This is a genomic window from Metallosphaera javensis (ex Hofmann et al. 2022), assembly GCF_022064045.1.
Classification (GTDB): Archaea; Thermoproteota; Thermoprotei_A; order Sulfolobales; family Sulfolobaceae; genus Metallosphaera; species Metallosphaera javensis.
In genome coordinates this window covers 122,012-135,197 of the sequence record NZ_JAKNCW010000002.1, presented here as the reverse complement: position 1 = coordinate 135,197, position 13,186 = coordinate 122,012, and the positions used below count along the sequence as shown (strand labels likewise).

Sequence of the window (13,186 nt, the reverse complement as noted above, 5' to 3'; positions counted from 1 at the left end):
TCAAATTAGTACTAACGTTTAGTTACGCTAGGTTTAATGAAGGAGTGAAAACGACGATTCCAAGATTCCGGGGGCAAGACCTTTCACCGTCTTACTAGGTAATCCGTGGTCAGTTTCACCTGAGTGACTATCTCTTCTCTTAAAGAAAAGGAAGGGAAACTGGTATTTCGTTCCAGATAGTGGACTGATAGCGACATGGAGGGATATGTAATCGATGCTGTGCCATACAGGGGTAGACTGAAGATTGTGCTGGACGGCTTCAGGGAGGCGTGGGTTAGGACAACCTACCCAATTTACGTCATGACCGATAAACCTGAGGCAATAATGGAACATCCTTCAGTGGTATCTCACGAGGAGGAGGACTGGAGAACCCTCTCCGGTGAGAGAGTCAAGCTTCACAGATATGAGCTTACGGACCTGGACGCCTGGTCCTACATTTCCAGAAGGGCGACCGTGGTGAACCAACTTCCCACAGTGCTCTCCCTTGTTCTGGATAGGCTGGGGGCCAGACCATTCAGGAAGGTTAAAATAGAGGATGGCAGAATCGTGGAGTCCTGGGATCCTGGCCTCTCCTTTCCTCCAGTGAGATATGCCACAGTGATAACCCACGACTGGTATGGCCCCGCTGAAGAGGGAGGCATGTTTGAGGCTGAGGTGAACGGAGAGGTGAAGAGGGGGTTCCTGAGGGATCTGGACCTTGAGGTTGATGTGGCGGGCTGTTTCGGGAGAGCGTGCGATCATGTGAGAGCGCCGGTCAAGATAAGACTTGAACACAAGAAATCCCCTGTTTCCGTCAAGGGTCTGATCGAGTGGTCCTATACCTGTAAGACTCCCCTGAAGGAACTGGTAAACGCAACCATAGGGAAGGCACTCACCACGAATGAGGCATGGGTGGCATTTGAGAGGAAGGTGGTTGTCCCGAACCTGGTTCCCAGGGTGGAAAAGCTCAGGGACATGGACGAGATGCTCCTGAACGATAAGGGTGGGCTAGTGTTCTTCCCCAGGGTCGGATGTTTCGACGATGCCTGGCAGATTGACTTCTCCTCCATGTACCCTTCCCTCATAGTAAAGTATAACATCTCGGGAGAGACTGTGGACGCATGCGACGACGTGGTCACTGAGATAGGCCACACCATCTGCAACAGGGAGAGGGGAATAGTTCCAGAGGCACTTTCCTGGTTAATAGGGAGAAAGGAAGCCCTGAAGCCCGTGGATCCTGAGAGGGCGGAGGCCGTGAAGTGGATACTTGTTGCATCCTTCGGCTACCTGGGATACAGGAACTCCAAGTTCGGAAAGATTGAGGCGTATGAGCTGGTAACATACTACGCTAGAAAGACGCTGAGGAGGGCAGTAGAGATCGCCCGTGAGATGGGGGTGGAGGTGCTTCACGGTATAGTGGACTCCTTGGTGGTGAGGGGAGATGCCCCACAACTGGTGAAGAGATTGGAGGAGGAGACGGGATTGCGCCTCCGTTCAACCAAGTTGAAGTGGATAGTTCTTGGAAGGAGGAGGGATGGGTTGCCCTATCCCATGAGGTACTTTGGGATGACTGAGGAGGGAATGAAATACAAGGGAGTTATCAGGAGAAACATGCCCAACCTGGTGAAGGAGTTCCTGGAGAGCTCCATGGAAATTCTCTCCAGGGCAGAGAGCTGTGATGACCTGAGTAAGCTCAGGTCCAATCTGGTTGAGAACCTCATGGAATACGAGAGGAGGGTTATGCATGGTGAACCCAGGGACTTCGTTATGTGGATTAGGGGAGAACCTTACGTCAGGGGAGTCAGGGGGTTCTACAACGCCAGAGATGGCTTCATGGGTAGGGATTCCGAGTACTACCTTGAGTACCTCAGGAGAACGGCGAGGGAGGTCCTGGGTATTGGATGAGAGGCCGATCACTGGATTTCAGGAGCTTGACAGGATAACCCGGGACGATGAGTTTGTGGAGTTCTACTCCAGTGACTGGGAACTCCTGCGACTGTTCTACCACAGGGTTATCGCCATCTCCTCACCCATCCTTGTGGTCATAGTCTCGGAGAGGGGAGGGCTTGATCCGGTTCTGGTGAGGAGATTTCAGCGCATATTTAACGTGAGCGGAGATGTGAAGCTGAGGAGGGCTTTCAAGGCTGAGGACGTGGAACCCACAATAAGGGCCATGGAGGACAGGGAACTGGTGGTGGTGGACCCATATCATCACAGGAACAGAAGAGAATACACCAGAATAGTTGGAGCCCTGAGGGAAAGGAGGAGCAGACGTTTTCTGTTCAGCTACATGGACAGGGAGAGGGAGGGATCAGTCTTCGGGCTTCACTCAGCCCACAGCGTAATCAGGCTGGAGAGAAGCAGGACCGGTTTCAGGGCTATAGTGTTGAAGAGCGTCACCGTGGATAACGTGGAGATACCCTACGGCCTCTGGGACATTTACGGAAGAGGAGAGGAAGGGTTAATGAAATGGCTCCTGTGAGTTGTCTGGAACTAGGTATTTCCCCTGACCCAGCCTTCTAGGAAGGGGTACATCTCCCTGAAGAAGGTATATCTCACCATCACTGGCCCTGAAAGCCAGGGTTCTCCCCCTCAGCCAGAGGTTCGCGGTGAGGGCACATACCACCGCATCAGCTTCGTCCTTGTTACCCGAGATCGCCCTCCAGTCCCACCCCAGTAGCTTGAGGGATGAGGTTGGATGGGTCTCTATGGCCCTCAATCTCCTGGATAGCCTGATCCCCCTTTCCGTAAGACTTGAAATGAAGGAGGGTGGGAAAACCCTTAACCCCCGGGATAGGAAGAGCCTGTCCACTTCCCTGAACCCCTTGGCCGTGGTAAGGGGAGCATCCACCGCTACCACGCTTGCCCCCTTACACATGTCCACTATCTCGTCATCGCTATCAATGAAGGTCACAGTGATCATGTCCCCATCCATCACAGCCACTGCCGACTTCCGTTTAACCGCAAGGTCCACCCCGCATTCCAATATCTCATTCCTCCTCTTCTCTTACCATTTCCAGGCTCTCGGCCAGCAGGAAACCCAGGATTATCCATCCTAGGAAGAAGTAAACCACGTATTTCTCCAGCTGAACCAGTGAGATGAAAAGGACCCAGGCGGAGAACGCTAGTGATATGGCAGAGAACGCTATCTCGTGAAGGTGCTTCAAGGGTTTTCTCCTTCCCATCCTCGCAAGTGAAACGCCTGCAGCCATGTGAATGTAAAGGTTGCTCATGCCTGACACCCCGCCAATTAAGCCAAGTGCCACCAGGGGGCTGAAATTTAGCGATAAAAAGGAAAGCGAGATAAGCATGAGGACGGAGACCAGTATCTCTGCTACCTTGGGCTGACCCCTGTACTCACTGGCCAGATATCTGATTAGATGACCATTTTTGGACATGTTATAGATCGTTCTAGAGCCAGCCAGCAGGTATGCTATACCTCCCAGCACAGCGTCGCTCAGGGCTACGGCCGAGATGGCAACGCCTCCCGCTAGCCCAAACTTTGAGGTGAGAAACTGCACCAGATTGCCAGTGAAACCCAGGTCCGCTAGGGCATAAAAGAAGAAAGAAGCCATTCCACCTCCCACGAGAGGGACAAGTAGGGATATCCTGCTCACCGTCTTGGAGGCGTTTTCTATTTCCTCAGGGTAACTGACTATGCTGGAGTAACCTGAGGGAATTCCTATACCAAACAGGATGGCTTCGGGCAAATTAATTGGAAGCGATTTGGGAACAGGGTTGTAAAACACGAATCCGGACTGATACATGAAGAAGACTGAGAGGCCTAGGATGGCAACTATTTCCAGTATTCCCACGCCCACGGCATATCTGGCTGAAAGTTTCACTCCCGCAATGACCACCGTTGAGGCGAGAATGGAAACCACCAGAGTGAGGTAGAAGGGGTTGAGTCCCGTCAGCAGGTTGAGCACATAGACCCCACCCATCATTAAGGTGCCCCCATAACTTAACGAGTAGAGAATATACATCCACCCCGTGGTTATGCCCAAGTTGCTGGTCAACGTGTGGAGAGCGTAGGTGTAGTAGCCCCCACCCTTGTTAAATCTTTTTGAAAGCGAGTACACGACGGAGGCATTGGCCATGACGAGAAGGGTAGTCATTATCATGGCAAAACCTGCGTGAACACCCACGTACGAGATCATCACTGTCCCGAAGGCCATCAGCGAAATGAAAGGTGATTGTCCGCCAAAGGATAGAAAGAAGACTTCAGTGGGTGAGATCTTTGGTTTACTGCCCATCGTAACTATTACTGAAATGAAGTATAAATGAGGCACTCTTAACAAACTCTTGAAACGTGTAGTTGAACTGACACCTTAGTTAAATGTTAATTTACCAGTGTTCTCTAGGTTAACCATGCCACTAGTCGGAGTAATCATGGGGAGTAAAAACGATTGGGAAGTGATGAAGGAGGCAGTTGATGTCCTGAAATCCTTCGGGGTGAATTACGAAGCTAGAGTTGTATCCGCGCACAGGACGCCAGAGTTTATGATGAAGTACGCCAAGGAAGCACACGAGAGGGGGATCGAGGTAATTATTGCGGGGGCTGGAGGTGCTGCCCATTTACCTGGCATGGTGGCCTCCCTGACCCACCTGCCCGTTATAGGTGTCCCGGTCCCCTCCAGAAACCTCAACGGCCTTGATTCGCTTCTCTCCATAGTACAAATGCCCTATGGCGTTCCCGTCGCCACGGTGGCAATTGGAGGGGCCAAGAACGCGGGCCTGTTGGCCGTGAGAATACTGTCAGTGAAGTACCCGGAGCTTGGAGAGAAAATGAGAAAGTTCATGGAGGAGATGAGAAATGACGTACTCTCCACGGAACTCGTTTAAGTTCTGCATCCTGGGAGGGGGACAGCTGGGCTGGATGATGGTCCTTGAGGGTCTCAAGTTTCCCCTCTCCTTCTACGTTTATGGTGACAGGGAAGATCCGGCTTGCAAGATCGCCAACTGCTTCAGGGAAGAGTACAGGAAGGTCATTGAGGAATGCGACGTCGTGACCTATGAGTTCGAACACGTGGATGATCAACCCCTTGAACTGGCCAGGGACCTCAACAAGCTAGTGCCAGGAATAAATGCGGTGGAACTGAAGAGGGCCAGACACCTGGAAAAGGAGTTCTTGAGAAGGGAGGGTCTTCCGGTGCCCAGATTTGTCACGGTCAGGGGAGGTGATGAAGCCCTCAGGATCCTCAGGGATGAGTTTAACGGAACCGGTGTTATAAAGAGGTCCAAGGGCGGTTATGACGGAAAGGGACAATTCTTCATCAGGGGAGACGCCGAGAAGTACTCCTTCCTGAGGGAGGAGAACGACTACTTCGTGGTGGAGGAGCTGGTGAACTTCGATTACGAAGCCTCAATAATAGCCGTGAGGAGGGGAAACGAGTTCAGAGCCTATCCCCCAACGTTCAACTACAATGAAAAGGGAATTTTGGTCTACAATTACGGTCCATTTGGAAACGAGGAGATGGTTAAGATAGCTGAGGAACTCACAAGAAGACTGAACTATACCGGGGTGATGGGGATTGAGTTTTTCGTCAAGGATGGAAAGGTACTCATTAACGAGTTCGCTCCCAGGGTGCATAACACAGGCCATTACACGCTTGACGGGGCAGAGGTGTCCCAGTTTGAACAGCACGTGAGAGCCCTGGCTGGACTGGAACTGGGAAGCACCAGCGTGTTGACTTTCTCAGGAATGGTAAATATCCTAGGCATAGCCAATCCTCCCATGGAAATCCTGAGGATTGGAACAGTCTACTGGTATGGAAAGAGTGAGGCAAGAAAGAGGAGAAAGATGGGACATGTTAACGTGTTGGGAGGAGATCTGGCAGAAGTTAAGGAAAAGATTGAAAATGTCATGAACATATTATATCCCAATGGGCCTGATCTATGAAGTTTAATTTCAAAATCTGGATAGAGGACGACGAGGGGAAACCCGTCATGGGAAAGGGCGGAGTAGCCCTGGTTAAGGCAATAGTTGACTCAGGCTCGATATCCAAGGCCTCAGAGGAGATGAAGGTATCATACAAGTTCGCCTGGCAGTACATCAGGAGGATCAATGGAGAGATTGGAGGAATACAGATGAGAAAGGGAGGAAAGAATGCTGGCGGAACGAATATCGACCCAAAGGTGATAAAGACCATAAGAGTTTACGAACAGGCGCAGGAGGAAGTTAGAAGGGTTCTCGAAAAGTATTCTAAAATGCTTGAGGAGGAAATTAACGAAGGGAATGACTGAACGGTTAACTTCACCTTCCTCCTCTCTCCTCAAGAGCCCTTATGGCCCCATTCACGAACTCCAGGAGCACTTTCTGTGGTTCCTTTGCCTTCATTATTGCGCTGGCGGCTCCAACTCCGTCAGAACCCAGCTTCATTGCCACATACACATCCTCTCCCGAAGTGATGCCTGCACCGGCCACGAGATAAACCCCTTCCACCTTTCTTATCTCATCCACGGCACTGGTTATAACCTCAGGTCTAGCCTTGGATACTGATATTCCTGAGCCTATCAACTCTGGTGGTTCCACCAGAACTGCAGTGGGTTTCAGAAGGGCCATGGGTGCAACCAGCTCGTATCTGTCCACACATACCACCGACTCCAGACCAAGCTTTCTCATTCTCTTCAAGGCATCATCCATCTCGTCCATCCTCATCCTCTTCTCGCTGTGATTTAGCAGGCTTCCCCTGGCCCCGGCGTCCTTTATCAACTCTGGGGTTATTGCACCCGTATGTGCGCCCTCTGGAACCCCGTCCACATGCTGAGCATACACAGGTATACTCACCATCTCCGCAACTCTGGTGATCATGGTTGCTGGAACGGCAACTATTATCTCAGTTGATGTCTCCAGAGCCACCTTCTCCACGATCTTAGCCATCTCCAGCCCTCTTTTGCCATAGGAAGTCTCATAGACCTTGTAGTTCACAAGGATAATTGGAACCTTCATGGATAGAGAAGATCGAGTTTTAAATTAAGTTTTGTTGTCTAAACTCCCCCAAAGTCTAGATTTTCAACATTAACTTACTTTATCCTGGACGTTACAGGATCATATGAACCTTTCATGTTTAAAGAATTTAAGTAAGGATTTCACATTGTTAATATGGAAGTTTTTCCCGAATCATTAAGGGGGAGACTCTCTTCTTTTATGTCAAACAAATTATATCAGCTACATAATACTAACCTTGTTACGTTTTTATCTAATGTAGTGGAATTATGTGAGCCAGATAGTGTGTACCTAGTGGAGGGGACAAGGGAAGATCTTGAATACGTGAAAAGAAAGGCCCTGGAAAACGGGGAGGAGATTCCTCTGCGCAACCGGAACCACACAGTTCATTTCGACCATCCCCTGGATCAGGCCAGGGCCAGGGAGGATACCTTCATCTTGGGTGGAAAAATTCCCTTCGTGAACACCAGACCCAGGGAGGAAGGATTGAAGGAAGTCCTGGGGATCCTGAAGGGCTCCATGAAGAACAGGGAAATGCTCGTGGGGTTTTACTCCCTGGGGCCAGTTAACTCAAGGCACAGAATCCTTGCAGTTCAGGTTACCGACTCAGCCTACGTGATACACAGCGAGATGATGCTGTACAGGAGCGCCTTCTGGGAATTTTCGGGGAACGTTGATTTCCTGAGGTTTGTTCACTCAAGGGGAACTCAGGACATCAAGAGGAGGAGAATAGCCATAGATCTGGGCGGAACAGTATACAGCGTTAACACCACGTATGCCGGGAACAGTGTGGGTCTCAAGAAGCTCGCGTTAAGGTTAACGTTAAACATGGCCGTAAATGGGGGATGGCTCTCCGAACATATGGCTATCATAGGAATTGACGGTGAGAGAACGCATTACGTCACTGCATCCTTCCCTTCAGGTTCAGGGAAAACTAGCACGTCCATGTTGGGAAAGTTGATAAGCGATGATCTTGCCTTCATCAGAAACGTAGATGGAAAGGCGAGGGCCTGGAACCCCGAGGCGGGAGTTTTCGGCATTATTCACGGAATAAATCCCAAAGACGATCCAATAATCTGGGAAGTTCTTCACAAGGATGATGAAGTGATATTCTCCAACGTATTATTGAAACCTGACGGTACAGTTTACTGGGATGGAAGCGGGGAGCCGGAACCCGAAAAGGGAGTAAACTTTACGGGAGAGTGGTGGAAAGGGAAAAGGGACGGCGAAGGAAAGCCCGTTCCCGCGAGCCATCCCAACGCAAGGTTCACGGTGAGGCTCACATCCTTCAGAAACCTTGATCCAAGGTATGAGGACCCTGAAGGAGTTGAGGTGGAGGCTATGATATTCGGGGTTAAGGACTACAATACCCTAGTTCCCATTGCAGAGGCATTCGATTGGGCCCACGGAGTTGTGACCATGGGAGCCTCCATGGAATCCGCCAGGACGAGCGCTGTCCTCGGGAAGTCAGATGAGATGGAGTTTAATCCCATGGCCCTACTTGACTTCATCTCGGTGTCGCTCGGGAAGTACCTCCGTAATTACCTAGATTTCGGGAGGAGATTGAGCAAATCCCCAAGAATATACGGCGCCAACTATTTCCTGAAGGGCGAGAAGGGATTCCTGAACAGCAAAGAGGACAAGAGGGTGTGGTTAAGATGGATAGCCGAGAGACTAGAGGATAAGGCAGGATCAATCCTTACTCCCATCGGTTACATTCCCAGGTATGATGACCTGCGCAGACTGTTCTCTCATGTGCTTGGAAAGGACTATTCAAGGGAGAGCTATGAAGCTCAGTTCACCATCAGGTTGAAGGCTTACAAGGAGAAATTCAAGAGGATAAAGGATATCTATATGAGCGTTGATGATACCCCTGCAGAGGTTATAGAAATCCTAGATAAACAACTGCTGGAAATTGATAAGTACATGAGAGAATTTGGGGATAGAGTCACACCATCTCAGCTGGAGTCAAGCTGAAGAGCCTATTTTTCTATGTCAAGTATTTGCTTGTGCAGTAAGTGAATGATCCCCTCCGCGCCTATTAATGCCAGACCCAAACCCACCAGGGGGAATAGCCCTGCAGTGAGAATGAGTGGAACGATCTCCAGCACCGTAATTCTTCCAACGTTTGTCATAAGCTCGTCTACCCCAATTATACTGGTTAAGTATTCGTCCCCTGCTCCCTTCCTCAGTGCCCTGAACCACATTATCTCCAGGTTGGCATCGGCAAAGGTCAGCGCAAACATCGAATAAAGGAGGGCCCACGGCGTGTGGAGGAGAAGTGGTGGGAAAAGGGAAACCTTCAGAACAAGGTTAATCAGATCCATCAGGGCAGAGCTCTTCACCTTGGTTACCACATAGGATCCGGAAAATATGCCCACATAGAAGGCAGCCTGGGCGAGGCTGTAGAAGATTTGTGTTCCGCCCTCCAGTGAAACCAGAAGGGGAGTGTAGTTGACGAGAAAGGATATTGCTGCCTGATCCACAGCAAGACCCAGAATTGCACCTCTAGCCTCTGGCCTGGTTATAAATATCTTGAATCCAGTGAAGAGATTAACTTCCTTTTTCCCCTGGTTTATCCTCAGGTTGCGGACAAGAGGTAGAGAAATGGCCAGAGCTGTTGCCGATATGAAAAGAACGTAAGGTCCCAGATAGTTGAGCAGGAATGGCCACGCCAATGTACCGGCTAGGGTCGAGGGCTCCTTGAATGACCTATTAATAAAGATGGCCCGGGACATTAATTCCTTAGGAACCATGGTCACAATTGATGCTGAACCGGTCTGGGTAGAAATCTCAGAGTTAAACGCCCTTGCATAAACCACTGCCAGTCCCGCCAAGTACATGTGGTAACCCATGAGAAGTGCCAGCACCACCAGAAAGGCAGGTGAGATTGCCTTTGTCACGAAAAGTACCTTGCCCCTGTCATATCTATCCCCCAGATATCCCGCAATGGGGGATACAACAATCCTGGATATAACCCTGGAGGAGGCAACCAGGGAGAAAAGGAGAAGATTGTGCAGGTTAACATAGAATAGCCACATCACCGTCATTTCGCTTAGTGGAAATACCCCGGATGTAATCGCGTTATTCACTATGAATCTTCTAAAATCAGGGTAATCTAGAGGTGAGGGCATCACTACTAGAGAGCGTAAACAATTTTAAGCCTTTTTCCGCGAGATTTCTTAAGTTACAGTTTATCACTGCGTTTTGGAACCTGTCTCCAAGGCCTTGTAGGCCTCCTCCAGTCCCCTGTAGTTTACCTCTAGATGTTTGCCCAGTATTTGCTCTGCCAGACCTCCCAGATCAACATTAACCCTGTAGTCCCTGTTAAGTATCTGGTTCAGGTGTTCCTCAAGGTGAGATGGAGGAACCAGGCCACCGTGGGCAAGTCCCACCGCTCTAGGGTAGAGAGAGATTTGTAGCTTTATGCTTTCAATGTAACTCTTTAGATCCAGCGGTGGAGGCGTTGTGGGAATGGGAACTCCGTTATATCTCCCTCCAGCAGAGTCTCCAGAATAGAGGATACCGTCTACAAATACCGAGATGTGATGCCTCGCATGGCCAGGGGTATAAATGATCTTCATCTTCCTCTCCCCTAGATCAATCTCTTCTCCTCCCTTGACCTCCAAGAAATTGGCCTCCGTTGGGGCAACTTCACCGTAAATATCTGCCACCTCACCGAGCACTAGCTTCGCGTCCTTGTTGATCTTGGTAGGATCCCTCAGGTACTTGGAATATCCCTGATAAACTATCACCTTTGACTTATACCTCTGTACAATCTCTGAAAGTGCACCAACGTGATCTATGTGAAGGTGAGTAATTACCACGTAATCCAGCCTGTCAAGAAAGCTGGCATCCATAACTGAATTTGCCACGCCTGCATCTATCATGACGTTGATTTTATCACAAACGACAAAGGTGTAAACGGCTTCAGGGAATTCTCCCGGACCTGAAGGTATAGCATGTATGCCGGAACACATGGAAAAACAGTGGAAAGAAAGGGTAAAAAAAGAATCTATTAGGGTGGGGTCTCCCTTGTTTCCTCCAGGATATCCTGGATCGCCTGAGTCCTGAATCCGCTCTTCACCGCACCGTAATGAGCTGCTAGAGTAACGATGGCGGCGACCAGTGTGTCCTCAGGGAACGGTATTACAGGGTTCAGACCGAAACCGCCAAAATAGGAGATAACAAGTACGACGAAAATGTATGCAAGCAACCAGTAACTAGCCGTGATCTCTCTCTTCACCTCTTCACCTTTACCAAAAGCATGCAGTATAGATATGTCAAATATTACTAGACCAGCCATAATTAGAATATAAATGAGGAATGCTAAGTTGTTTGCTGCACTTAATGATGATGTAGCTCTGTAGAATTCGAATGCCAGAACCAGTGTCACCACGATATTTACTATACCTACTACAGTTGAGAACCCCTTGTTTATTCCCATAACTTTGTAGGCATAATATCCGAAGAATAATGCAAGACCAAGAAATATACCGGTCACCACATAAAATAGGGTGGCGAAACCAGACCAGTACACTATTAATCCTGCAGCGAGAGTAGCGATTGGGGCAATTACCTTTGCTAACGGCAACTTATATGGTCTATTGAGCTCTGGAGCTGTATTTCTCAAAGTCTCCAGTCCTATTCCGCCCATTATATATGTAAAGACGGTGGCCGAACTAATGAAACCCACCAGTGACTGCCATGAAGGGAACGGTAGCATAAATATTGCTGCAATAATGGTAGCTGCAATGAGCGAATAAATTGGGATTCTTGTTTTCCCGACCTTGAGGAATATTCCAGGCAAGTAGCCGTTGGTGGCAAATCCATACATAGTTCTGGTACTGGTACCTGTGTATATCCACCCAGTTCCGCTTGGCGACACTACAGCATCTAAAAGAAGTATGTATGCCCATCCTCCAAATATTAGGGACAAGAAACCTAGCGGTGCAGCTAGCTTGAATATCTGATAAAATGGCCCAGATGAAATGGCAGTTTGGCCCAACTCTGTCCAGTTTCCAGGAGTTATTGGTGTTGCACTATTTCCGCTGGTGACAGTTAACGTGCTCCAGTTTATTCCTCCTATGAATGCGACTTGAAGTAAGGTATACAAAATGACAGCTATAATTAATGAGCCCATAACAGCGAAGGGAATATCCTTTCTAGGATTCCTTCCCTCTCCCCCGTACTCCACTGCCTGTCTGAAACCTAGATAGGAAAATATAACACCAGTAGTTGGAATTGCATAAAGAACCGCTGACATCCCATATATTCCCGCAGATCCAGCCGCTACGTTAGAGGGCGACGGGAAAAAGCCTCCACCTAGGGTGAAATTGGCCGGATGAAAGTAGAAGATCAGAAGGATAACCACAGTGATTGAAGGTATCAGTAACTTCCACCAGCCCGCACCATGGGTAACTTTTCCGAGGATATTAACTCCAATATAATTCAGGAAAAAGAAGAAGAGAAGGAACAGGTAAGCAGTAAGGATGCCCAAGGGCGTCAATACACCGTTTGTTGTAAGTGCTGGGACCAGGCTAGATAGATAGGTTACTGTTGCCGTTGCCTCAATTGCTGGAACGGAGGCAGCAGACAAGAAGTACGTCCATGTTATGATGTACCCTGCCACTCCACCATGGGAGTAGTGAGGATACCTGACTATACCTCCAGACTTAGGGATGGCTGAACCTAGCTCCGAGTATGCCAACCCCACAAACAGAATCAATACTCCCGCTATTATCCAAGATAAGATAGCTGATCCTCCAGCATCCTCAGCAGTGTACAGGGCCCCGAACAGCCATCCAGAACCTATGATACCTCCTAAAGATAGGTAGAGCAGCTCAAATTTGCCTAGGGACCTTCTAAGTTGCTTATCAGACTCTAACCCCAAATCCCCTGCCTTTTGAGACTTTTCGCCTGACATATCAAACTCTAGACCGAAATTAATTATTAAAAATCTTTCTACTATCTATCACTTTACTTTATCCTTTTTTTAAGGTGGTAAGGAATTACCATAAGTCTTTTTCATTTTAGTATGCTAAAATCATTGTTATATTGTAACTATTGAGAGCTATATAGTTAGAAATAGCTGAATATAATGTCAAATATACCCAATTATCTTACCGTTTTGCTCCAGTTGATCTAATAAATCCGTTTTGGAGCTAGATCTTTTTCGCGTCAATTCGATAGAATTTGAATAATTATCTCGACTATGCTTGCCCCTACCCCTTCCAGACTCAAGGTTGAGGGTAATCC

At 48.8% G+C, this 13,186-nt stretch carries 12 protein-coding genes; 6 read left to right on the top strand and 6 right to left on the bottom strand.

Going from position 1 to position 13,186, the window contains the following annotated elements:
- The first annotated feature begins 195 nt into the window (after positions 1-195).
- Both L3N51_RS02510 and L3N51_RS02505 read left to right on the top strand, forming a co-directional pair.
- A complete protein-coding gene (locus L3N51_RS02510; RefSeq protein ID WP_238025277.1) occupies positions 196-1,884 on the top strand; it encodes a DNA polymerase domain-containing protein in 1,689 nt (562 codons plus the stop codon).
- On the top strand, positions 1,877-2,461 hold the full coding sequence (locus tag L3N51_RS02505) for a hypothetical protein (RefSeq protein ID WP_238025276.1): 585 nt from the start codon (positions 1,877-1,879) through the stop codon (positions 2,459-2,461). The genes L3N51_RS02510 and L3N51_RS02505 overlap by 8 nt, the downstream gene beginning before the upstream one ends.
- Here L3N51_RS02505 and L3N51_RS02500 read toward each other — a convergent pair.
- Together L3N51_RS02500 and L3N51_RS02495 are read right to left on the bottom strand one after the other, a co-directional pair.
- Entirely contained in the window at positions 2,441-2,965 is a 525-nt protein-coding gene (locus L3N51_RS02500; RefSeq protein WP_238025275.1) for a DUF429 domain-containing protein, read from the bottom strand. The two genes, L3N51_RS02505 and L3N51_RS02500, sit on opposite strands and share 21 nt — an antisense overlap.
- 4 nt (positions 2,966-2,969) lie before the next feature.
- Entirely contained in the window at positions 2,970-4,235 is a 1,266-nt protein-coding gene (locus L3N51_RS02495; protein ID WP_238025274.1) for an APC family permease, read from the bottom strand.
- 115 nt (positions 4,236-4,350) lie between these two features.
- On the opposite strand from L3N51_RS02495, the gene purE reads away from it, so the two are divergent.
- Genes purE through L3N51_RS02480 form a run of 3 tightly spaced genes read left to right on the top strand, consistent with a single transcriptional unit; the run spans position 4,351 to position 6,225 of the window.
- Entirely contained in the window at positions 4,351-4,824 is a 474-nt protein-coding gene (gene purE, locus L3N51_RS02490) for a 5-(carboxyamino)imidazole ribonucleotide mutase (RefSeq protein ID WP_238025273.1), read from the top strand.
- Entirely contained in the window at positions 4,796-5,881 is a 1,086-nt protein-coding gene (locus L3N51_RS02485; RefSeq protein ID WP_238025272.1) for a 5-(carboxyamino)imidazole ribonucleotide synthase, read from the top strand. Before purE ends, L3N51_RS02485 begins: the two co-directional genes overlap by 29 nt.
- Positions 5,878-6,225, top strand: a complete 348-nt coding sequence (locus tag L3N51_RS02480) for a winged helix-turn-helix domain-containing protein (protein ID WP_238025265.1) — start codon at positions 5,878-5,880, stop codon at positions 6,223-6,225. The genes L3N51_RS02485 and L3N51_RS02480 overlap by 4 nt, the downstream gene beginning before the upstream one ends.
- Before the next feature lie 10 nt (positions 6,226-6,235).
- Here L3N51_RS02480 and tpiA read toward each other — a convergent pair whose 3' ends face one another.
- Positions 6,236-6,931 carry a triose-phosphate isomerase gene (tpiA, locus tag L3N51_RS02475; protein WP_238025254.1) on the bottom strand — a complete coding sequence of 232 codons (696 nt, stop codon included), beginning with the start codon at positions 6,929-6,931 and terminating at the stop codon, positions 6,236-6,238.
- A gap of 153 nt (positions 6,932-7,084) precedes the next feature.
- Between tpiA and L3N51_RS02470 the strand changes: the two genes are divergently transcribed.
- Positions 7,085-8,905, top strand: coding sequence for a phosphoenolpyruvate carboxykinase (GTP) (locus tag L3N51_RS02470; protein ID WP_238025250.1), 1,821 nt, complete (start codon positions 7,085-7,087; stop codon positions 8,903-8,905).
- Positions 8,906-8,910: 5 nt separating this feature from the next.
- On the opposite strand, the gene L3N51_RS02465 is transcribed toward L3N51_RS02470, so the two are convergent.
- From L3N51_RS02465 to L3N51_RS02455, 3 genes are all read right to left on the bottom strand, one after another.
- Positions 8,911-10,062, bottom strand: a complete 1,152-nt coding sequence (locus tag L3N51_RS02465; protein ID WP_238025244.1) for an MFS transporter — start codon at positions 10,060-10,062, stop codon at positions 8,911-8,913.
- Between the two features lie 63 nt (positions 10,063-10,125).
- Complete coding sequence (locus L3N51_RS02460) at positions 10,126-10,908, bottom strand: MBL fold metallo-hydrolase (RefSeq protein WP_238025243.1); 783 nt, start codon at positions 10,906-10,908, stop codon at positions 10,126-10,128.
- Positions 10,909-10,946: 38 nt separating this feature from the next.
- Complete coding sequence (locus L3N51_RS02455) at positions 10,947-12,854, bottom strand: APC family permease (RefSeq protein ID WP_238025241.1); 1,908 nt, start codon at positions 12,852-12,854, stop codon at positions 10,947-10,949.
- Positions 12,855-13,186 lie beyond the last annotated feature (332 nt).

Excerpts from the sequence above, each read along its gene's own strand:
- L3N51_RS02510 (WP_238025277.1), top strand. The coding sequence starts at position 196 with ATGGAGGGATATGTAATCGATGCTGTGCCATACAGGGGTAGACTGAAG.
- L3N51_RS02495 (WP_238025274.1), bottom strand. The coding sequence starts at position 4,235 with ATGGGCAGTAAACCAAAGATCTCACCCACTGAAGTCTTCTTTCTATCC.
- purE (WP_238025273.1), top strand. The coding sequence starts at position 4,351 with ATGCCACTAGTCGGAGTAATCATGGGGAGTAAAAACGATTGGGAAGTG.
- L3N51_RS02485 (WP_238025272.1), top strand. The coding sequence starts at position 4,796 with ATGACGTACTCTCCACGGAACTCGTTTAAGTTCTGCATCCTGGGAGGG.
- L3N51_RS02480 (WP_238025265.1), top strand. The coding sequence starts at position 5,878 with ATGAAGTTTAATTTCAAAATCTGGATAGAGGACGACGAGGGGAAACCC.
- tpiA (WP_238025254.1), bottom strand. The coding sequence starts at position 6,931 with ATGAAGGTTCCAATTATCCTTGTGAACTACAAGGTCTATGAGACTTCC.
- L3N51_RS02470 (WP_238025250.1), top strand. The coding sequence starts at position 7,085 with ATGGAAGTTTTTCCCGAATCATTAAGGGGGAGACTCTCTTCTTTTATG.
- L3N51_RS02465 (WP_238025244.1), bottom strand. The coding sequence starts at position 10,062 with ATGCCCTCACCTCTAGATTACCCTGATTTTAGAAGATTCATAGTGAAT.
- L3N51_RS02460 (WP_238025243.1), bottom strand. The coding sequence starts at position 10,908 with ATGTGTTCCGGCATACATGCTATACCTTCAGGTCCGGGAGAATTCCCT.
- L3N51_RS02455 (WP_238025241.1), bottom strand. The coding sequence starts at position 12,854 with ATGTCAGGCGAAAAGTCTCAAAAGGCAGGGGATTTGGGGTTAGAGTCT.